We start from the raw sequence: 19689 nt of genomic DNA on the forward strand, positions 1-19689 counted from the left end.
GACCGCCCCAGGGGTCGGGAGACGTCTCCTCATCACCGGGGAAGGTCGCTGAGGGGGCGGTGCGGATGGTGGATGCAGGTCCGGTGGCGGTGGTGGTGGGGGTTCCGCTGTCCGGCCACCTGTGAGGGGCGGTGCTGTGCGGAACGGTTCCTCGCCTGCAGGGACGGGCGGTGTGGCGACGTTCCCGGCGTGGGTGCCTCGCAGGAAGCAGGTCCAGGCGAGGGTGAGGTCCTCGGCCATCTGGATGCTGGCGGTGTCGATCTCGTCGGTGACGGTGACAGCGTCGCCGTGGGAGCCGATGCGCCAGTGCGAGCGACCTGGTTCGGCGGCTCCGGTGGGGAGACGGGTGGGGTCCAGCAGGCCGTTGGTCTTGTCGAGGTGGTGCTGCCAGCACAGCAGGTGGAGGTTCTCGACCTCGGTGAGCGCGCCTGTGCCGGGGTGCCGCGCCGGCACTCCTCGATGTGGTCGCATTCGGAGGCCCAGGAGGTGGGCCGGGTGCAGCCGGGCACGGCGCACAGGCTGTTGCGCAGGCGGAGGTGCTCGAGCATCGACGCGGTGGGCACGTATCTGTCTGCGGGCAACGGGAGGAAGGCGCCGCTGGTGGGTTCGGTGAGGACCCGGTGCCAGACCTGGGCGCTGCCGGCGAGAGAGCGCGCCATCGACGGCGGCAACGGGGTGGTGCCGTCGAGGGTGCCGGGCTCGTCGGAGGCTCCGAGGAGGGTGAGGACGGGCACCGTGATGTTGAGACGGAAGCGCTCGGTGGGCACCTCCACGCCCTCGAGGTCGAGCTCAGCGAGGCTCATGAGCAGGTAGCGCAGCTGGGTCAGCGGCAATGCGCGCCCCGTGGCCAGCACGTCACCGTCCGGATCGTGCGGAATGGGTGTGCCCTCGCGCAGGGCGGTGCGCTGGGCAGTCTGGATCGCTCTGGCGGCTTCGTCGAGCGTCTTCCATCGCGAGAGGATCTCGGGGATGGGGCCGACGATCTGCAGGATCCCGGTACCCGGCTCGTGGCCGGGGAGCAGCCTGGCCGATCGTTCGAGGCGTGAGCTCGGGTGGGGCTTCTCCTCACGGTGCTCGAGCAGGTCGATCAATGCACTCAGCAGCGTGAAGAACCGCTCGGCAGGGATATCCATCGACCAGGCCTGGACAGCGATATCGAGATTCCTGCGCGAGGAATCGTTGAGGGGCGGGATGATTTCAGCATTTTCTGGAACCATGCCGACGGCATGGCCCCGGATTCGAGCATCTCGAGGGCTCGTGGGAAGAGGTGCACGGCCTGGTGGGCGTCCCGCAGCTGCCAGCTGGCGGCGTTCTTCGTGACCCTCAGCGCGAGCGCGGCACGGAGCGGATCGACGTCATCGAGCTCCGCCGCCTCCTCGTAGCTCCCGTCCAGCTCGTGCAGTGCTGCGAGGGCGCGGTACTGCGCAGCGAGAGCGGCGGCGGTCCGCTTCTCCGCGTCCCACACCCGCTGAGCGGCAGCGCTGAGCTGGGGGTCCCCGCGCTGTTGCTGCGCCTGGGCAGGGAGTCGCGCGTCATCTCCTCCCGTGCGCGGACCACTCGCAGGCGACGCGGGAGGGACTCGAGGAAGATCTCCGCGTCGCTGTGGTTCTCGCGCGGCGCCTCGTCATCGCCGAACAGCGCGCCACGCTTCTGCACCTCGCTCATCGCATCCCACCCCTTGACTCTCCCGGTGTTCGAACGGTCCCTGATGCGGGCCCTGACCATCGGGCGACCACTGCCATCCCGACCCCTACAGAGTATTGGCGGCACATTCGACGCGGAAGGCCGAGCCGGAAATGTGGATACCCAGCGTGACTGCTATCCACATTCCACACCATGACCCCCGAGAATGTGGACAACTTTCATTTCTCCTCCACAGCAATGGGTTGTCCACAACCTCCTGCGCAGAAGGCGTTCGAAGGACGTCCGAGGGCGGAGAAGCGGGGACCAGAAGGGGGCTTTGTCCACAGCGCGGCCCGACCCGGGTGACGTCGTGCCCGGAGCGGCGTAGCGTGCCGTCATGGCCACCGACGTCCCGTCCACGCCCGCCACCACCTCCGAAGTCACCGCCGACGTCGTCGTGCTCGGCGGGGGTCCTGTCGGGGAGAACCTCGCCCAGTACGCGATCGAGGGCACCGATCTCTCCGCCGTGATCATCGAGTCCGAGCTGCTCGGCGGCGAGTGCTCCTACTACGCGTGCATCCCCTCCAAGGTGCTGCTGCGACCACCGACGATCGCCGACACCGCGGCCCATCTGCCAGGGCTCTCCACCCCGGTGCTCGAACGGGAGGAGCTGCTGGCGAGCCGGGATCAGTGGGTCTCGCACTACGACGACGCCGGGCAGGTGGAATGGGCCGAGGGAGCCGGCATCCAGGTGCTTCGCGGTCACGGCCGGATCGTCGGTGAACGGGAAGTGCTGGTCACACCCGCTGAAGGACCGGACGGCGCCGCGGCCACAGGCGGCTCGACCCGCGTGCTCGCCCGCCGCGCGGTCGTCATCGCCACCGGTTCGAGCGCGACGATCCCCGAGGAGCTCGCGCCGCTCACCCCGTGGACCTCACGCGATGCGACCGGGGTACGGGAGATCCCTGACCGGCTGGCGATCGTCGGCGGTGGTGTGGTGGCCGTCGAAGCCGCGACCTGGATGGCGGCTCTCGGGAGCGAGGTCACCCTGCTGGTGCGCGGCGACGCACTGCTCAGCGGGTTCGAACCCTTCGCGGGGAAGCATGTTCTGGATGCTCTGCGTCACCGCGCGATCACCGTCGAGCTCGGCACCACGGTGCTCTCCGGGAAGCGCGAGGACTCCCGCGCGGCGGGTCTCGGCCGCCTCCACGGCGGCCCCGTGACTCTGCGTGTCCAGGACGCGAGCGGCAGCCGGGAGATCGTGGTCGACGAGGTTCTGGCCGCGACCGGGCGTCGCCCGCGCCTCGATGACGTCGGCCTCGAGGCGATCGGGCTCACCGCGGATGACATCACCGACGCCGAGCATCCTCCCGCCGACGACGGGGCCGGGACACCCTTGCCGTCGTGGCTGCACGCGGTGGGTGACGCGAGCGGGGAGGTGCCGCTGACGCACTGGGGCAAATATCGTGCCCGCGTGATCGGGCAGAGCATCCGCGCGGGTGCGACCGGTGAGGGGCTCGAACCGGTCCCCGAGAACGTGCCGGTCCCCCAGGTGGTGTTCACGGATCCGCAGGTCGCCTCCGTCGGCCTCACCGCCGCGGCGGCCCGCGATGCGGGACACGAGGTGGTCACCGCGCGTGTCCCCTACAGCGGGGCGGCGGGCACGGCGCTGCTGCGCGACGACGTCAACGGCACCGCGCAGCTGGTGATCGATGCGCGCACGCAGCTGCTGGTGGGTGCGACATTCGTGGGCCCGGAGGCCTCGGAGCTGCTCCACGGGGCGACCATCGCGATCGTCGGCGCGGTGCCTGTGCACGTGCTGCGGCACGCGGTGCCGAGCTTCCCCACCGCCTCCGAGCTGTGGCTGCGCCTGCTTGAGGAGCTGCCGCCCGAGATGCGTCGCAGCTGAGCGACCGCGACGTTCGGGATCCGCGCCGCTCCGGCACGGATCCCTCGGCGCCTGACTACGTCCGACATCCGCAGTCCCCTCTATGGCACGGTCCGTCCGAGCGGGATAGATCGAGATCCCCCGCAGGTTCCGGGCCCGGCCGATCCCTGGGCCGTCGCTCGCTCCGGCAATTCGCGCTTCTCAGCCGCCGGGCTCCTCCCTTCGGAGGAGATGACAGATCGCACTGGTCAGAGAGCCGATGGATCGGGTGAAATGGGACCGTGCCGCAGAACTGCGGCGTCATGCCGTTCCCCGGGAGGACCATGTTCACGCGACTGAAGCGCTCCCGTAAGCTCCGGCGGGCGAAGCCGGGTGACGGCAGCGCGTTGAAGGATCTGGGCTGGTGGCAGCTGCTCACCCGCACTCAGTTCTTCCTGGATCCGTCCGAGCATGAGGGTCGCACCTCGTTCTATGCCGTCGATGTCCGCTACCTCGCCGCCGAGCTCGAGGGCGGGAAGATCGCCGAGGGTTTCCGGCACGCCCCCATCGCGCTGTACCGGGACGGCCATCAGCAACAGATCGCGAATCCGCCGGTGGCCTTCGCGGTGCCGGGCGGGGTGATCGAGGTGGGGACCAGCGATTACGGGCTGACGCGGATGCACCACGTTCCAGATGACGGCAGTCCGGCCAGGGCGCTGCGCCCGCATCGGCGCTCGCTCGAGGGTCTGCGTGCACGGTTCGACCGTCGCCATCCGACGGTCAGCAGGATGGTCGGCCTGCTGGCGGTGCTGATCCTCCTGGTGGGCCTCGTGCTGATGGTGCCGCAGGCCGCGGAGCTCGTGACGAGCCTGGACATGGTGGCCGAGCGAGTGGGGACCTTCACCTCCCCGGTCCAGTTGCCCACCTGGGTGAACACGTCACTGATCATCGCCGGTGTGCTCGCGGCGACGGAGCGTGCGCTGACCCTGCGCAATCACTGGCTGATCGACGCCGACACCACCTGGACCTCCTTCACCTGAGCCGGGGCGGCGCCGCCCCGGTTTCTCGCCGGCACGGCATCCACTGTCCTCCGCGCATACGCCGCTCGTACACCGCGGGAACTGTACGTATGAGGCCGGTGGATACACGTACGCGCGGCGCGGATCAGCCGAAATCCGCTCGCGCCGCTGACCTCCGCCGCCGTACGGTCGCCCCATGCCGCAGCAGCCTGCCCCGCCGCCCAGCGCCCGGGCGGGGGCCGGGTGATAGCCCGCGCCGTGTGAGCGCCGGGCCTCAGCTCTCCTGGTCAGCTCCGGAGTCACCCCGGTGCCGGTGTAGAAGCCGTAGGTGGCGTCGGCGCGCTGCTGGGCGACTTCGGCGTCCTCGCCGGAGGCGGTGTGGGCCACGGCCCAGCCGTCTGCCGCGCCGCGGTAGAAGGAACGGCCCTCCTCGGTGCCTGCCCAGGCCTCGGCCTCGCCGGGGGCGAGCGATCCCTCGGTCGCGCCGAGATGGAGGCCCAGACCCAGCATGCCTCCGTCCCAGCCCACGCCGGTGGCGCCGGGGCCGAAGGTCTCCCACATCTCCGCGGGGATGTCGGCGGTGCGGGAGATGTGCTCGAGCTCGACGCGGGTGGCGGCCTCGCCGTCGGCGGCCAGGCGGAGCGTCACCCAGGACACCGCGCCCATCATCTCCCAGGTCACGGCGACCTCTGCGGCACCATCGGCGGGTGGCTCGCACACCAGGATCTCGCCGCCTGCGTTGCCCTCGAACTGGTAGCGGCCGCCCTGCTGCAGGTCACCGCTGATCGGCAGGAACCAGCGTTCGATTCGCTCGGCTGTGGTGACCGCCGCCCAGACGTCGGCGAGCGGGGCGGGGTAGGTCTGCTCGAGGGACTGGACGTGCGCAGGGGCACCCTCGCGCTCCTCGGTGCGGTAGGTGCGGGTGACGGACTGCAGCTGGGTGGGGACGTCGACCATGTCAGATCTCCTTCAGAGGTGGAGCGGAAGGCCAGGTGGAGCGGGGGTACAGACGAACCGGCAAAGAGCGGAGCCGCCGACGGGCGCGGCCCTCCGCCTCAGCGGCGCACGGCCAGCACGATCCCCCGGTAGAGGACGCCGATCAGCACCAGTCCCACGCCTGAGACGACCGTACTCCCCGGCAGCGCCGCGACCAGCAGCAGGCAGCCGATCAGTCCTGCCACCTGCATGGCCTTGGGGAACAGGCGCCACTGGCCCACCTGGGTGAGCGCGGCGAGGTTCGCGACCGCGTAGTAGAGCAGCACGCCGAAGGAGGAGGCGGCGATCGCGACCAGCACGTCGGAGGCCAGCAGCACCAGCAGCATGATCGCGATGCCGGCGACGACCTCGGCCCGCTGCGGTACCCCGTACCGGTTGCTGGAGCGGGAGAGCGGTCGGGGCAGGTCGCCGCCCCGGGCCATCGCGAGCATCGTGCGGGAGACCCCCGCGACCAGGGCGAGCAGTGCTCCGGCGGCGGCCGCCACCGCGCCGACGGTGATGATCGCACTCCAGGCCCCGCCGGCGCCCACAGCCTGCAGAGCGGTGAGGAACGGTGCGGGGCCCCAGCCCTGCGAGCCAGGGGCGGGGCCTGCGAGGACCAGCACGATCGACAGCGCCAGGTACAGCACGGCCACCACGGCCAGGGCTGTGTGACGATGGCGCGGGGGATGGTGCGGCGCGGGGAGATGACCTCCTCGCCGAGGGTCGCGACCCTCGCGTATCCGGCGAAGGCGAAGAACATCAGCGCCGCGGCCTGCACCACGGCGAGCGCGATCCCGACGATGCCGCCGGTCCCGGCGCCGAGCACCGCGGCCAGTCCCCCGTCCCACAGGCCCGTGCTGCTGCCGGCGAGGGGACCGGGAGCGGTCCACGGGCTCGCCGCCTCGCCGTCTCCCGCCGACTGCGCACCCGTCGCCAGCCCGACCACGAGCCGCGCACCGGTGAGCACCAGCGCAGCGAGCGCCACGGTGACCAGCACCCGGGCCAGCGCCGCGGTGCGGGTGACGCCCACGAGGTTCACACCGACCAGTGCCGCCACCACGAGCGCTGCCACGATCCGTTGGAGCGGTTCGGGCACCAGGTAGGCGGAGATGACCAGGGCCATCGCGGCGCAGGAGGCGATCTTGCCGATCACGAAGCACCAGCCGGCGAGGAAGCCCCACCATGGACCGAGCTGCTCGCGCCCGTAGTGGTAGGTGCCACCGGAGCTGGGGTGCTGGGCCGCGAGCTGAGCGGTGGAGGTCGCGTTGCACAGGGCGACCGCGGCGGCGATCAGCACGGCCAGCGGGGCGAGCGCCCCGGCGAGGTCCTGCGCGGCGCCGAGGGACACGAAGGCGCCGGCGCCGATCATCGAGGCGAGGCCGATCACCACGGCATCGCGCAGGCCGAGCCGGCGGACGAGGCCGCCCTGGACCGGGGTCCCGATGCTGCTGCCGGCGGGCAGGCGGCCGTGGGAGGTGCTCATGGCATCCGTTCTCGAGGGGGTCGACGGCCGACGGGCCGGGGGGGAGCGCAGCGTGCGCAGGCTGCGCATGGGGACGGGACCGGGCGGCATCGGCCCGGTCCCGTCTAGGACATCAGATCACCCGCGGGGCAGTCGACCCTGCAGGCGCATCGCGCCGAGTCCCGCGAGCACCAGCAGCCGGGCGCCCGCCGCGAAGGGCAGGGCACCGAAGCCGGTGCGTGCGAGAGCGGAGGCGGTGCCGCCGGGACGCGAGCCCTCGGTCGAGGAGCCGGACCCCGACGTGTCGGCCGAGCCTGCGCCATCGGCCGAACCCGCGCCATCGGCCGGGCCTGCGCCGTCCGTCGGGCCTGCGCCGTCCTGCCCCTCGGTGCCGCCGCCGGGTGTGGTCGCGTCGTCGTCCCCGTCGGCGGGAGGCGTCGTGCCCTCGTCGTCCTCGCCCTCGTCGCCCTCGTCATCTCCGCCCTCGGCAGGAGGCGTGGGGGCCTCCTCCTCGGGGAAGCCGGCCTCGAGGCCCACGATGATCGGGTCGTGATCGGAGGAAGCGAAGGGGCCGGCCTCGTAGAGGTCGGTGGTGTTGTTCTGGTAGCGGCCGTACTGGGCCATCACCGGCTCGGCGCCGTTGATCTGCCAGTCGGTCGCGCCGGTGACGCGCTCCGCGGCGGTCGCGCTGCCGATCACGTGGTCCAGGGAGCCGATCATCCCGCCGAAGCTGTAGGACCAGCCGCCCCCGTCATGCTCCTCACCGAAGTTCACGAAGCCCTGCTCGTAGAAGAGCTGCAGCGGCTCCTCCTGCGTGTAGGCGTTGAAGTCGCCGCCATGGAGGACGTCCTCGACGCCCAGCTCAGCAGCGGTCTGCTCGCCCCAGGTCAGCAGCGCCTCGGCCTGCTGGAGGCGGGAGGTGCGGGCATTGCCCTGGACGGGATCCTCGGCGAGACCCGCATCCTCGGCGTCGCCCGAGCCCTTGGACTTGAAGTGGTTGATGGTGAAGAAGAACGGCTCCCCCTCGACCTGCGCCTCCCCCTCGACCTGCTCCTCACCCTCGACCTGCCCCGCACCCTCGCCCTCGGCCTGGACGGGCACGAAGACCTGGCCGATGGGCTCGCGGGCGTTGTCGAAGGCGTCATCACCGGCGAGGATCTGCGCGTCACCCTGCGGGGCGACCGCGGCGGGCTGGTAGATGATCGCGTTGGTGATCGCGTCCTGGCCGCCGTCCAGCCCGTGCGCGGCGTAGGCGTCACCGGTGGGGACGTATGCCCAGGTGCCCTCGCCGTCCTTCTCGTTGAGCGCGGCGACCAGGGTGGCGGTGGCCTCGTCGGCCTCCTCCCCCAGGCGGGCCGAGTTCTCGATCTCGGTCAGGCCCACCACGGCCGCGTCGGTGCCGGAGATCGCGTCGACGATCTTGGACTGCTGGCGCTCGAGGTCGTCGGCTCCCCAGGCACCGCGCAGGTCGCAGCCGCCGCGCACGGTGGTGCCCTCGCCGTGCATGTTCGTGTACGGCTCGCAGCCGGGGGTGTCCTCGCCGAGGGTGGTGAAGTAGTTCAGCACGTTGAACGTGGCGACCTTCAGATCGCCGCCGACATCGTCGGGAGCGTCCTGGCGGGTGTTCTCGAAGTCCACGCCGTCGGTGTCCGCGGAGGTCCATGGGGTGGTGACGTTCAGCCGCCACTGGTCGAAGTTGTAAGCGACCACGACCGGCTCGGTGAAGGTCGCCGCGGCGCCCACGCGCACCGGCTCCTCGGTGGTCAGCCAGCTCATCGGCTGATCGGCGTTGTTCCGGAAGTCCGTGGTGCGGCCGTCGTCCAGCAGCACCTTCAGCGGGTCGCGACTCTCGAAGTAGGCGGTGGCCTCCTCGCCCGGGCGCATGATGTCCCCGGCCTGCAGCAGCGGCTGGTCGCCGATCGCGAGGGTCACCTCGCCATGGTTCGCGGTGTTGTAGACGTCGGTGACGGTGAAGTCGCCCTCGCCCGGCAGGTACAGCATGTGCTCGAGGCTCTCGCGCTGCGTCTCCTCGACGGGGAAGCCGCCCTCGAGGGTCGCGGGCTCGACCGGGTCGAGCGGCTCGGTGAGGATCTCGAGGCCCTCCTCGCCGACGGTGATCTGGGTGGAGTCGTAGTACTCGGAGACCTCGCCGGTGACCCGCACGGAGTCGCCGATCTGCACGTCAGAAGCTGTCGCGGAGGAGTAGACGAGACGAACACGGCGGTGGAGCCGTCGTGGCTGGAGAAGTCCAGCGCACCGCCGGTGCCGCCGGTCTGGATGACGTAGCCGTTCAGGCCGCCGGTGGCGTACACCGCGGTGACGACGCCCTCGGTGATGACGGGCTGCCCTGCGAGGGGGCTGGCCGGGCCGGTGCCCTGGATCTCGGCAATCGAAGCTGCGGTGGGGTCGGCCGGCGGCTGCTCGGGGTCCTCCGGGCCTCCCGGATCGCCCGGATCGCCCGGCTCCGCGCCTGCGCTCTCGCCTGCGGAGTTCGTGGGCGTCGGCTCGCCGGCCTCGAAGTCGGTGGAGTTCTCACCTGTCGCGGCGATGCGGGAGAGGGAGGTGGTGTTCGAGGTGGCGGCGGCCGGGGCCTCGCCGGAGAACTTGTTCGCACCGTTGCCCCAGCCCACGAGGTCGACCACGGTCGGGTCCTCGGAGCAGGCCGCTGCGGAGCAGACGAGCGCCCCCTCGGTGTCCGTCAGGGCGATGGTGCCGCTCGAGCCGCCCATGGCGAGGGTGCCGGTCGCATCCGGAGCAGGCAGGGCGGTGCTGCCGCCGTTGCCCTGGGCGAGCTGGATCAGGAAGGTCCCGCCCGCCGGGATGGTCCCGGACAGCGCCATCGAGCTGTTGCCGAAGCTGCCGGTGGCCGAGGCGTAGTCCAGGGTCCAGCCGGTGATGTCGACGTCGGTGTCCGAGCTGTTGGTCAGCTCCACGAAGTCGTGGGTGAGCTCGGCGCCGCTGTTGCCGCCGCCTCCGTAGACCTCGTTGATGCGGATGTCGTCGGGGGTGATGACGGCGGCCTGCGCCGCGATGGTGAGGCCGGGCGCGAGGCTCAGGCCGAGAGCGAGGGCGGCGGCGGTGGCGCCGGCGCGTGCGAGGCGTGGGCGGAGGCCGGAGACGTGGGCAGTGCTTCTCATGGGGAGATGCTCCTGGGTGGGGTGGAGAGCGGGGCCGACGGGGCGGTGTGGGGAGCACCGCAGACAGGAGGAGGGGCCGGGCCTCGGTGAGGGTCCGGCCCCTCCTCCGTCAGGGGTGCGGGTCAGTGCCGCGTCATGCGGTGGCGCAGCCCCAGTGCGCCGGCGCCGGCGAGGGAGAGCAGTCCGGCCGCTGCGATCATCGAGCCGGCGCTCACGCCGGTGCGGGCGAGGTCGGAGCGGGAGCCGCCTGCGGAGGTGTCGTCGCCGACGGGGAGGACGGCGGCCGGGTCGTCGTCCCGGGAGCTGTCATCGCCCTGGTCGGCGCCGCCCTGGTCAGCATCGCCCTGGTCGTCGCTGCCCTGGTCGTCGCCATCGCCCGCGGGCGGGGTGGTCGCGTCGTCGTTATCGCCGTCGCCCGGGGGCGGGGTGGTGGCGTCGTCGTCATCGCCGCACTCGGCGGGAGCTCCGCCGACGGTCCACTCGAAGGCCGGGATGTCGATGACGATCTCGGTGCCGACCTCGGGGATCGCGGTGATCGTCAGCGGCACCACGGCACCCTCGGGCACGCGCCAGCCAGTCGGCGAGCGTGACGTCGGCGACCAGACGGCCCGTTTCCTCGTCGGCGGCGTAGGGAGCCTCGAAGGTGCCGTGCTCACCGGCGTCCACGACGACGGTCTCGATCTCGGGTGCGCCGAGGCTCTGGGACTCGACGTTGCCGATGCGGAGCACCGGGTCGCGGTCCACGCCGGCTGCGGAGTCGTACTCGCCGCCTTCGAGGATCTGCAGCTCGAGCTGACGCTGCGCGAAGCCGGGGCGAGCTCCGGGTTCGCCTCGAGGTAGCTGATGAAGGCATCGCGGTCCAGCACGCCGGAGTCGCGCACATTCTGCGCCTCGGACAGTGCCCACATGTTGTCGCCGCCCTCGAACAGGAAGCTCGCGGTGACGATCGTGTAGGTGGCGTCGGGGTCGATCGACTCGCCGTTGATGCGGATGTCGACGATGCGGTCGTCGAGCTCGCGGGTGGAGTCGAAGACGTACTCGACGTTCTCGGAGACGTTGAAGGCCAGGAACGCCTCATCGCCCGAGTCGACGTCGCCGCCGTCGGCGGTGCGCTGCCACTGCTCCTCGAGCATCTGCTTGAACTGGGCGCCGGAGACGTCGCCGGAGTTCAGGGTGTTGCCGAAGGGCACCATCCCATTGGCCTCGGCGTAGGTGACCACGCCATCGCCCTCGCCGGCGGCGGACTGCTCGTGCCAGAGCTCGGCGCGGATGCCGCCGGGGTTCATGAAGCCGATGACCTCGTGCTCGCCGTCCAGGCCGACATCCTCGAGATACCACTTCATGGAGTCGGCGAGCATGTCGCCCGCGGCGGAGTGGCGCGTGCGGTCGTCACCCTTGGTGGTGGCCTGGTTGCCGACCGGGTCGTTCGCGGTGCGGACGCCGTCGACGTAGGAGGCCTTGGAGTCGTCCCACGAGGTGGTGACGTCCCCGGCGACGGAGCCGACGGGCTCGGCACCGACCACAGCGGCCTCGGCGATCGCGTCGTCGGCGAGCTGGGTGACGTTCTGGGACCTCGGTGTCGATCGCGCATTCCTCGCCTTCGGCCAGGGCCGTGGGGCGCAGCTCGGGGTCGCCGAGCACGGACCAGTCGCCGTCCTCGCCGTATTCGAGGGTGACCACGCCGAGGTTCGCGGCGCTGGAGCCCGTCTGGACGACCGGGCGGACCGCGCCGTCCTGGCCGGGGACCGGAGCGTTGTAGTTGTAGGCGCGGTGCGAGTCGCCGTTGAAGATCGCGTCGACCTCAGCGGAGGTCTCGCCCACGATCTTGTCGAAGATCGGGTCGGTGTTGTTCGGGGCGACGCCCGGATCGGCGTTCGCGCTGGCACCCTCGTGGTACGAGGCGACGAGCACGTCGTACTCGTCGCCGGAGGCGTTGAGCTCGTCGATCGCGGCGTTGACCGAGTCGACCGGGTCGCGGAAATCGAGGCCCTGGATGGCGACGGGGCTGACCTTGCCGACGGTCTTGGTGGTGACCGCACCGACCACGGCGACCCGCACACCTTCACGCTCGACGATCGTGTACGCCTCGTGGACGCGCTCCCCGGTCGCGGTGTCGTAGACGTTCGCGGCGAGGTCGGGGAAGTCGGTGCGGGGTTCGATGCGGTCCAGGAGGTCGCCGATGCCCTGGTCGTACTCGTGGTTCCCGATCGCGGTGGCGTCCACGCCCATCGCGTTCAGCACGTCGATGGTGGGCTCGTCGTTCTGCACGGCGGATTCGAAGGCGGTGCCGCCGACGTTGTCCCCCGCGGAGAAGAGGAACGAGGCGGGGTTGTCCGCGCGCACGGTCTCGACCGCGCAGACGAGACCGCCAGCGCCGCCGAGCGCGCCGTGGAAGTCGTTGAAGGTCATCAGCGAAACCTGGTCACCGGTCTCGGCGGCGGCTGCGGCGCCGAGCGGCACGACGGCAGAGGCGAACGCCACCGCTGCGGCGCCCAGGCCGACGGTTGCGCCCCGCACGAAGCGCCGGGGGAGGGGACGGGCATGGGTGTCTCCTGGGAACGAAGCGAGAAGCGGATGTACGAGGGCTGTGCACCAGCTATCTCACCGCATGCGACTCAGGACACGCCGACGGGTCGCCCTCCAGGCCAACAGCTGTCATCAGATGTTCACCCACCGCTGTGACCGGCGCCCCACGATTGGCCAAGTCGCGGCCAACACTTTGCGCGCCCTTGAACCGTTCGGTCCGGGCCGCGCAGGAACGCGGACCTCCACGGAACTTCCCTGTGATCACGCTCGGAAGCGTGTGAGTCGTGCCCGGAACCGACCGTCCGGCCTCCCTCGTCGGCACCGAATGGGTAGCATCGACAGGGACTTCGGACGGCCCGCCCCCGCGATCCGTCACCGGCTCCGAGCTCGACCGATCTCGAGCTCGCATCCCCGGGTCGCCGCCCGGCACCGACCGCAGCCCGCCGACTTCTCCCATCTCCCGCCGACGCCGGCACCCTGCACCGGGACGCCACAAGCATCCCGCCCGGGCGCCGTCCACCGTCATCCCAAGGAGGCCGTCTCATGGTCATGCCGCTGCCGTTCCTCACCCGCCGCCCCACCGTCCCCGCGAAGGACGGCGCGAGCTGGCCGCACGTGATCATCCTCGGCGGCGGTTTCGCCGGAGCCCACGCAGTGGGTGCCCTGCGCGATGCCCGTGTGCGCGTGACCCTGATCGACCGCAACGTCTACAAGACGTTCCAGCCGCTGCTGTACCAGGTCGCCACCGCCGGCCTGAACCCGGGCGACGTCACCATGTTCCTGCGCGGCCTCTCGCTGAAGGTGCCGAACATGCGCTACCGCCAGGGCGAGGTCGAGGGCGTGGATCCCGAGCGGAAGGTGGTGCGGCTCGACGAGGGCCAGAAGGGCATCCACGAGCTCTCCTACGACTACCTGATCGTCGCCAACGGCGCGACCACCACCTACTTCGGCACCCCGGGCGCCGAAGAGCACGCGATGCCGATGTACACCCGCAGCCAGGCGCTCTCGATCCGTGATCGCATCTTCTCGGAGCTGGAGCGCTCGAGCCGCGAGGCCGGGATCAGCCACGACAAGCTGCATGTGTGCATCGTCGGCGGCGGGCCGACGGGCGTGGAGATCGCCGGCGCCCTCGCAGACTTCCGCATGCAGGAGCTGGACATCCTCTACCCCGAGATGGATCCGGGGACCCTGCAGGTCACGGTGCTGCAGCGCGGCGACGAGGTGCTGAAGGAGTTCAGCACCAAGTACCGCCAGTACGCGGCCGACGAGCTGCGTGATCGCGGAGTGCAGCTGCGCCTGGGCCACGGCGTGAAGGAAGTGGGCTACGACCACGTGGTCCTCGATGACGGCTCGATCCTCGAATCGGACATCACCATCTGGGCGGCAGGCGTCGCGATCCCCGAGTCGGTCGCCGCCTGGGGCTTCCCCCAGGACAAGCGCGGCCGCCTCGCTGTGGACGATTATCTGCAGGTCAAGGGCTTCCCGGGGTCTACGCCGCCGGAGACATCGCCGGCCAGGACGAGCCGCTCCCCCAGCTGGCCCAGCCCGCGATCCAGTCCGGTCAGGCGGCGGCCCGCGCCATCGCCGCCGAGGTCTCCGGCAAGCCGCGCAAGAAGTTCAAGTACACCGACCTCGGCACCATGGCCACCATCGGTCGTCACGCCGCGATCGCGGAGATCCCCGTACTAGGCGGGCTCTCGGGCTCCCTGGGCTGGGCCGCCTGGCTGGGCGTGCACATCACCAAGATGATCGGTCACCGCAACCAGCGCGCCGTCGCGATGAACCTGGTCTCCCTGTACGGCGGCACCCGCGCCACGCATCAGCCGAACCCCGTGGTGGGCGAGGTGAACTCGCTGCGTGCGGCCCGCATCTTCGAGGAGCAGGCCGCGCACCGCATGTTCGGCGCGAACGCCGGGGCCAGCTGCCCCTCCGACGAGATCGCCGCCGACGAGGCCGAGGGCGGCGCCGACGTCGCCGAGCCGACGAAGGACTGACCTCCCGAGACAGGCTGGGCGAAGGGCTGGCCTCCCGGGGATGACGACGGAATCGCCCCCGGGGCCGGTCATCGCGCGGTGCGGATGAGCTCCACGATCTGGTCCGCGTCGTAGCGCAGCGGATGCGTCCCCGTGGCCGGGCTGCTCGAGCGTTGCGTACTTGGCGTTATGGGGGCCTCATTCCGCCCACTGTGCAACGGTCGGCCCGTGGTGGTGCCGCTGCCGGCGGTGGTCGCGGCGGGCAGCGGCGGGGCGTAGGTGGCGTCGGTGTAGGCCTCGGCGATGCGGGCCGCGGCGGCGCGCTGCTCCGGGCTGACGTCGAGCTCGCCGGCGGCGATCTGATCGAGCAGGTCGTCGAGCGCACGAGCGGGTGGCAACGTGGGGTCGAGACCGATGCGGGTGGGCGGCCTCCCCAGGCCCCGGTGATGGCGAGCCAGCGGATCGCGGTCTCGCGCACAGCCAGCTCACGGGTCAGCTCGGACCAGGCCAGCTCGCCGGCGCGGCGATGCATCCGCTCCCTGGCCAGCGCCGATGCGGCCCCGCCAGCCGCGCCAGTCCCGTCAGTCCCGCCATCCCCGCCACCCCCGTCAGCCGCACCGTCCAGCAGTGCCGCCCAGCGCTCCTCGCGGGCCTGCACGCGTCGGCGCCGGATGAGGATCACCGTCATCGCGGCCGCAGCGGCCAGCAGCGCGCCCAGGGCGAGCGTGAGCACCACTCCCCCTCGATGCGCTGGACGGTCTCTTCGGAGGGGCCGGCGTCGCCGCTGTCGGAGGACTCCGCGGCGGAGGTGTCCTCGGTGTTCTCCTCGTCGGTGGTGCCCTCCTCGCTGCTGGGCTCCTCCTCGGTGGGCTCGTCCTGCTCCTCGGTGTCCTCAGGGGTCTCGGGGCTGTCCTCCTCGGCGCTCGCCTCGGTCACGCCTGGGGTGTCCACACCGTTGGCTGCTGCGGCGGGCGTCGGCTCGAAGCGCACCCAGCCGTGCTCGGGCCCGAACCACACCTCGGGCCAGGCGTGGGCGTTCTTCGCGCTGACCGACCACTGGTCGCCGTCCTGCTGGCTGGCCGGTGTGAAGCCGATGACCACGCGGGAGGGATAGCCCTGGGAGGTCATCATCAGCGCGAACGCGGCGGCGAACTGCTCGCAGTAGCCGATGCGGTCCGTGAGGAAGGAATCCAGCGGGTCTTCCCCGGGACCGGTGTTGACGGTCAGCGAGTACGCGAAGGAGTTGCGGAAGTAGTCCTGGTAGGCGACTGCGGTGTCGAAGCCGTTCTCGGCGCCCGCGCTGGCGGCGACGGTGGCGGCGAGCTCGGTCGCGATCTCGGGAACCTCGTCCTGCGAGGTGTAGCCCGCCTCGAAGGGCTGCTGGAACACGGCCGGGTCGACGGCCCGCAGCTGCTCGGCGGTCGCGGTGCGCTGCTCGGACTCGATGGTGTAGCGCTGTCCGAGCAGTGCGGTGGGGCCCTGGCCGAGGGCGACCTCGCCGTTGGAGGGCTGCAGCACCAGCGACTCGTCCAGCACACCGTCGGCGGCGTCCACGGAGCGCACGTTGTCCGGCACGGGGAGGCGGTCCCCGGCGAGGTTGGTGATCTCCACGTCGGTGTCGATGAAGTCCCCGGCGCTGCCGTGCACGGGCACGCTGTCGTCGCGGGCGTCGCTGAAGGCGGCCAGTCCCAGCGCGAGCGCCTCACCCTCCACGTTCCCGCGGTAGGTCTCGCCGTCGAAGGTGTTCAGGGTGCGCAGGCGCAGGTAGGAGGGCTCTTCGGCGGTGGTCGTGTAGCGCAGCACCTCGGTGTCCTCCTGCTCCAGGAGGGAGCGGCGCACGGAGACGTCGTCGTCGATCATGACCGGGCCGAGCGCGGGGGCGTTGGGGTCCTGCCAGCGCCGCAGCACGTCGATGTTCAGGGCGATCCGCGCCGGTGCCAGCTGCGGGAGGGCCGAGCCCAGCAGCGGCGTGAGCCCGGCGATAAGCGCCACGCACAGGGCGGTCGCGGCGAGGGTGCGGCCGGGGTGGGCGGCAGGTCCCGCCTGCGGGCGACGGTCGCCGCGGATATAGCGCGGATCAGGGTGGACGGTGCGGGTGGCGAGGATCGCGACACCGGCGAGCACCGGCGCGGCGATGGTCCACCAGGGTCCGCCTGCGGGCTGCTGCAGGGCGGGGATGAACATCGCGCCGATCAGCAGCAGACCGGTGGGGGTGTGCCAGCCCAGGTCCAGGTACATCACGGCCAGCAGCAGCGCCACCAGGGCGATCACAGAGACGACCATCACGATGCCGTGCGCGCCGAGGGTCAGCGGGGCCATCCCGCTGGCGAGCTCGTTGACAGCGGCGGTGAAGATCTCGCCCTGGGCACGGATCACCGCGATCGGGCCCTCGGACCAGCGGATCAGGCCCTGGGCGGTCTCGACCACCAGCACCAGCACCACGATCAGGCCCGCCTGGGCCACCGGTACCAGCATCGGGCGGCGCAGCAGGTGGCGCAGCACGACGCCGCCGAGGATCACGGGCGCGGCGGCGGTGAAGGTCACCGTCAGCCAGGAGGAGCCGGCCAGCAGCTGGGAGACGGGCGCCGCGGCGCACAGCATCGCTGCCAGCAGCAGCAGGGCGCGGCCGGTGAGGTGGTGGCCCTCGAGGGAGGGGCGGCCCACCAGGGGGCTCACGGTCGCACCTCCTCGTCGGCTGCGGTCAGGAGGTCGTTGAGGGTATCGGCGCTGGTACCGCGCACCAGCGTCCAGGAGCCGAGCCGTGAACGGGTGGGAGGGTGTCTTTCGCGGGCGTGCTGCAGCTCGCGCGCGTGCTGTTCGTGGGCGTGGCCGAAGTCGTCGCCGTCGGCCGGGCCGATGCGGCGGGCCGGGGGCCGGTTCTCGGTGGGCTCGTCCTCGTCGAGCGCGGGGCGCAGGGCGACCGCGGTGCGGTGGGTGGAGCGGCCGGCGAAGCGGTCGAGGTCCAGGCCCGAGAAGGGTTCGCCGTCGTCGGGGCCGAGCGCGATCGCGAGCGCGGTGTGGCCGGCGGCGTGGTCCTGGCCGATGCCCACGGAGTCGTCGTCGAAGTCGACTTCGGCGAGCGCGAGCAGGGAGGCGCGCTGCTCGACGGCATCCGCCGCGCTGCCCAGCGGGGAGGGTCCGGGGATGCCGCGGCGGCGCCCGGTGCGGGTGATCTCGTCGCCGGAGGCGTCCACGATCCGCACCTCCCAGCCGTTCAGCCCCAGGGCGTTCAGGACGGTCGCGGCGTGGGAGACCAGGGCGTCCTCGACCTGCCCGGAGGGGTTCTCGCGCCGGCTGGTGTCGAGCATGATCACGGCGCTGTGCCCGGCGGCGGGTTCGTCCTCGCGGGTCATCAGCTGGCCGGTGCGGGCGCTCGCGCGCCAGTGGATGCGGCGAATATCGTCGCCGGCGGTGTAGGGGCGTGAGATGGGGCCGATCTCGCCGACGCCGGGAGCGGCGGCGGCGCTGATGGCACCCTCCCGGGTGATGCCGGTGGCGCGCTCGGCGCCCGGGGCCATCTCGGAGATCACCGGCAGCCCGTTCAGCACAAGGCCGTCGGCGACGGTGCGGCGCAGATGGAACAGCCCCAGCACGTCGCGGACGATGAGCGAATAGGGGCCGAGCTCGTGCGGTCCGCGCCGGCCGATGCGCAGCACGTGCGGCATGCGCTGGTCCAGCGGCAGGTCGCCCTGGCCGCCGAGCGCTTCGGGCAGGTGCTCCCGGGCGATGCCGCGGCCCAGCGGCACCACGGTGATCCAGGCGGTGCGGGTCAGCTCGAGCATCACGCGGGCGACGCCGCCGACGGGCACGGCGTCGTCCACCAGGCGGCGGTGGGGGCGCAGCCCCACGCTGCTCACCGCGATCCCGATCGCCCCGATCAGCAGCATCAGCAGCCCGGCGGCGGCGGCGTGGCGCAGCGGCATCACCCGGGCGAGGTCGCCGAGCACCCACAGCAGCAGGGTGCCCACGAACACGGCGATGCCGCGCCCGGTGGGACGCAGGACCGTGCCCGGGCGCGGGTTCACGTCTGTGGGGTGCTGCGCAGCACCTGGTCGACGAGCTCGCCCGCGCTCGCCCCGCGTGAGAGGGCCTGCGGGGTCAGGTGCATGCGGTGGCGCCACACCGGCATGATCACGTCGGCGATGTCCTGCGGGGTGACGAAGGTGCGGGCCCCCAGCGCGGCGTTGGCCTTCGCGGCGCGCACCAGGTGCACGGCGGCGCGGGGCGAGGCACCGAGGGTGACCTGCGGGTGGGATCGCGTGGCTTCCGCGAGGCGGACCACGTAGTCCAGGATCGTGGGGAGGCATAGACGTTGCGCACCGCGCGCACATGGGCGGCGATCCGTTCGGGGGTGGTGCGCTCGGCGACCGTGTCCAGCAGGTCGTGGTCCCCTTCGCGTACGGGGCCGGCCTGGGCGGCGAGCATGCGTGCCTCGGCCGCGGGGACCGGGTATCCCATCGTGGTCTGGGCGAGGAAGCGGTCGCGCTGCGCCTCGGGCAGGCGGTAGGTGCCCTCCATCTCGACGGGGTTCGCAGTGGCGACCACCATGAACGGCTCGGCCAGCGGGTAGGTGGTCCCGTCGACGCTGACCTGCCGCTCCTCCATCGCCTCGAGCAGGGCGGACTGGGTCTTCGGGGAGGCGCGGTTGATCTCGTCGGCCAGCAGGATCTGGGTGAACACTGCACCGCGGCGGAACTCGAACTCACTGGTGGCCTGGTTGAACACGCTCGCGCCGGTGACATCGCCGGGCAGCAGGTCGGGGGTGAACTGGATGCGGTGGCGCTCGGCGCCGAGAGCGGCGGCCAGGGACTTGGCAAGCATGGTCTTGCCCACGCCGGGGATGTCCTCGATGAGCAGGTGACCGCCCGCGAGCAGCACCAGCACCGCGATCCGGGCCACCTCGTCCTTGCCCTCGACGATGGTGGCGATCTCCTCGACCAGAGAGTCCGCCTCGGCGGCGATCTCCCGCGCCTCCTTCTCGCTGAGCGCGCCACCGAACTCGCGCTCACGATTCTGCGGGTACCAAGGGTCGACAGCGACCTCGACAGAGGCGTCTTCCTGAGTCATGTCGAGCTCCTTGTGGTCACCATTGGTTCAGGTGTTC

General features: G+C 71.6%; 12 protein-coding genes and 5 pseudogenes. 3 read left to right on the top strand and 14 right to left on the bottom strand.

Annotation, left to right across the window (positions count from 1 at the left end; genetic code table 11):
- Window positions 1–32: 32 nt before the first annotated feature.
- Together H3H54_RS16150 and H3H54_RS16155 are read right to left on the bottom strand one after the other, a co-directional pair.
- The gene (locus tag H3H54_RS16150; RefSeq protein ID WP_262424654.1) at window positions 33–1133 is read right to left on the bottom strand and encodes a hypothetical protein; all 1101 of its coding nucleotides are present in this window, start codon (window positions 1131–1133) and stop codon (window positions 33–35) included.
- Complete coding sequence (locus tag H3H54_RS16155; protein WP_262424655.1) at window positions 1097–1465, bottom strand: hypothetical protein; 369 nt, start codon at window positions 1463–1465, stop codon at window positions 1097–1099. Before H3H54_RS16155 ends, H3H54_RS16150 begins: the two co-directional genes overlap by 37 nt.
- Before the next feature lie 555 nt (window positions 1466–2020).
- On the opposite strand from H3H54_RS16155, the gene H3H54_RS16160 reads away from it, so the two are divergent.
- Both H3H54_RS16160 and H3H54_RS16165 read left to right on the top strand, forming a co-directional pair.
- Window positions 2021–3532: an NAD(P)/FAD-dependent oxidoreductase gene (locus tag H3H54_RS16160; RefSeq protein ID WP_262424656.1), complete on the top strand. Its 1512-nt coding sequence runs from the start codon at window positions 2021–2023 to the stop codon at window positions 3530–3532.
- A 302-nt stretch (window positions 3533–3834) separates the two neighbouring features.
- Window positions 3835–4530: a hypothetical protein gene (locus H3H54_RS16165; protein ID WP_262424657.1), complete on the top strand. Its 696-nt coding sequence runs from the start codon at window positions 3835–3837 to the stop codon at window positions 4528–4530.
- On the opposite strand, the gene H3H54_RS19210 is transcribed toward H3H54_RS16165, so the two are convergent.
- The 8 genes and pseudogenes from H3H54_RS19210 to H3H54_RS16195 all read right to left on the bottom strand — a co-directional run bounded on the left by H3H54_RS19210 (window position 4429) and on the right by H3H54_RS16195 (window position 12603).
- Complete coding sequence (locus H3H54_RS19210) at window positions 4429–5466, bottom strand: SRPBCC domain-containing protein (protein ID WP_316249066.1); 1038 nt, start codon at window positions 5464–5466, stop codon at window positions 4429–4431. The genes H3H54_RS16165 and H3H54_RS19210 overlap by 102 nt on opposite strands.
- A 98-nt stretch (window positions 5467–5564) precedes the next feature.
- Entirely contained in the window at window positions 5565–5690 is a 126-nt protein-coding gene (locus H3H54_RS19215) for a hypothetical protein (protein WP_316249245.1), read from the bottom strand.
- Between the two features lie 3 nt (window positions 5691–5693).
- A pseudogene (locus H3H54_RS19220) lies at window positions 5694–6335 on the bottom strand (amino acid permease); the annotation flags it as partial.
- Window positions 6218–7060: pseudogene (locus tag H3H54_RS19225) on the bottom strand (APC family permease); the annotation flags it as partial. The pseudogenes H3H54_RS19225 and H3H54_RS19220, both read right to left, overlap by 118 nt.
- A gap of 27 nt (window positions 7061–7087) precedes the next feature.
- Window positions 7088–9130, bottom strand: coding sequence for an ExeM/NucH family extracellular endonuclease (locus H3H54_RS16180; RefSeq protein WP_262424658.1), 2043 nt, complete (start codon window positions 9128–9130; stop codon window positions 7088–7090).
- A gap of 500 nt (window positions 9131–9630) precedes the next feature.
- Window positions 9631–10086, bottom strand: a pseudogene (locus H3H54_RS16185) (lamin tail domain-containing protein); the annotation flags it as partial.
- Window positions 10087–10208: 122 nt separating this feature from the next.
- Window positions 10209–11444: a 5'-nucleotidase C-terminal domain-containing protein gene (locus H3H54_RS16190; RefSeq protein WP_316249233.1), complete on the bottom strand. Its 1236-nt coding sequence runs from the start codon at window positions 11442–11444 to the stop codon at window positions 10209–10211.
- Between the two features lie 31 nt (window positions 11445–11475).
- A complete protein-coding gene (locus tag H3H54_RS16195) occupies window positions 11476–12603 on the bottom strand; it encodes a metallophosphoesterase (protein WP_262424659.1) in 1128 nt (375 codons plus the stop codon).
- Between the two features lie 558 nt (window positions 12604–13161).
- Here H3H54_RS16195 and H3H54_RS16200 point away from each other — a divergent pair.
- Window positions 13162–14606 (top strand): annotated as a pseudogene (locus H3H54_RS16200) (NAD(P)/FAD-dependent oxidoreductase).
- Window positions 14607–14674: 68 nt separating this feature from the next.
- On the opposite strand, the gene H3H54_RS16205 reads toward H3H54_RS16200, so the two are convergent.
- The 4 genes and pseudogenes from H3H54_RS16205 to H3H54_RS16225 all read right to left on the bottom strand — a co-directional run bounded on the left by H3H54_RS16205 (window position 14675) and on the right by H3H54_RS16225 (window position 19652).
- On the bottom strand, window positions 14675–14983 hold the full coding sequence (locus H3H54_RS16205; RefSeq protein ID WP_262424660.1) for a hypothetical protein: 309 nt from the start codon (window positions 14981–14983) through the stop codon (window positions 14675–14677).
- 286 nt (window positions 14984–15269) lie between these two features.
- Window positions 15270–17261: a DUF3488 and transglutaminase-like domain-containing protein gene (locus H3H54_RS16210; RefSeq protein ID WP_262424661.1), complete on the bottom strand. Its 1992-nt coding sequence runs from the start codon at window positions 17259–17261 to the stop codon at window positions 15270–15272.
- Entirely contained in the window at window positions 17258–18610 is a 1353-nt protein-coding gene (locus H3H54_RS16215; protein WP_262424662.1) for a DUF58 domain-containing protein, read from the bottom strand. Before H3H54_RS16215 ends, H3H54_RS16210 begins: the two co-directional genes overlap by 4 nt.
- Window positions 18607–19652, bottom strand: a pseudogene (locus H3H54_RS16225) (AAA family ATPase). The gene H3H54_RS16215 and the pseudogene H3H54_RS16225 overlap by 4 nt, the downstream one beginning before the upstream one ends.
- Window positions 19653–19689 lie beyond the last annotated feature (37 nt).

Origin of the sequence: Brachybacterium sp. Z12 (genome assembly GCF_014400405.1) — a bacterium.
In the GTDB taxonomy this organism is placed as follows: domain Bacteria; phylum Actinomycetota; class Actinomycetes; order Actinomycetales; family Dermabacteraceae; genus Brachybacterium.